Source organism: Klebsiella sp. K-Nf6, assembly GCF_002806655.1.
GTDB lineage: Bacteria > Pseudomonadota > Gammaproteobacteria > Enterobacterales > Enterobacteriaceae > Klebsiella > Klebsiella variicola.
Genome location: NZ_PIBN01000061.1, coordinates 1 through 387 on the forward strand (window position 1 = coordinate 1; position 387 = coordinate 387).

1 pseudogene is annotated in these 387 nt (G+C 52.5%); it reads left to right on the forward strand.

The window, feature by feature from the left end:
- A pseudogene (locus CWM61_RS28620) lies at nucleotides 1-243 on the forward strand (aminotransferase); the annotation flags it as partial.
- Between the last annotated feature and the right edge of the window lie 144 nt (nucleotides 244-387).

Consider the following 387-nt stretch of genomic DNA (forward strand, 5'->3'; position numbering starts at 1 on the left):
GAGATTGTTAACCGGGGTACAACAATGCCGATTCGGGGGATCCTGATTGGTAACGAAGACCTCGCCATTACGATGTGCAAGAAACTGCACGATCGCGGCATCGCCACGACAGTGGCGATGTACCCAACCGTTGAGGAAGGACACGCCATTCTGCGTTGCGCATTGTCTGCGCTTCATGAGAGCGGGCAAATTGACGACTTCCATAAAAACTTTAGCGAATCACTGGCTGAAGCCACAAAATAAATAGCTACTGCCGGCCTGCTTCGTCAGGCCGCTTACGGACACTCGCTCATATGAAAGGAACAAATTTCCCACTACGGGGAACGTCTCTTATGGTGGCGACCATTATCGGTGGAGGCATGTTCGCGTTGCCGGTTGCTTTCGTCC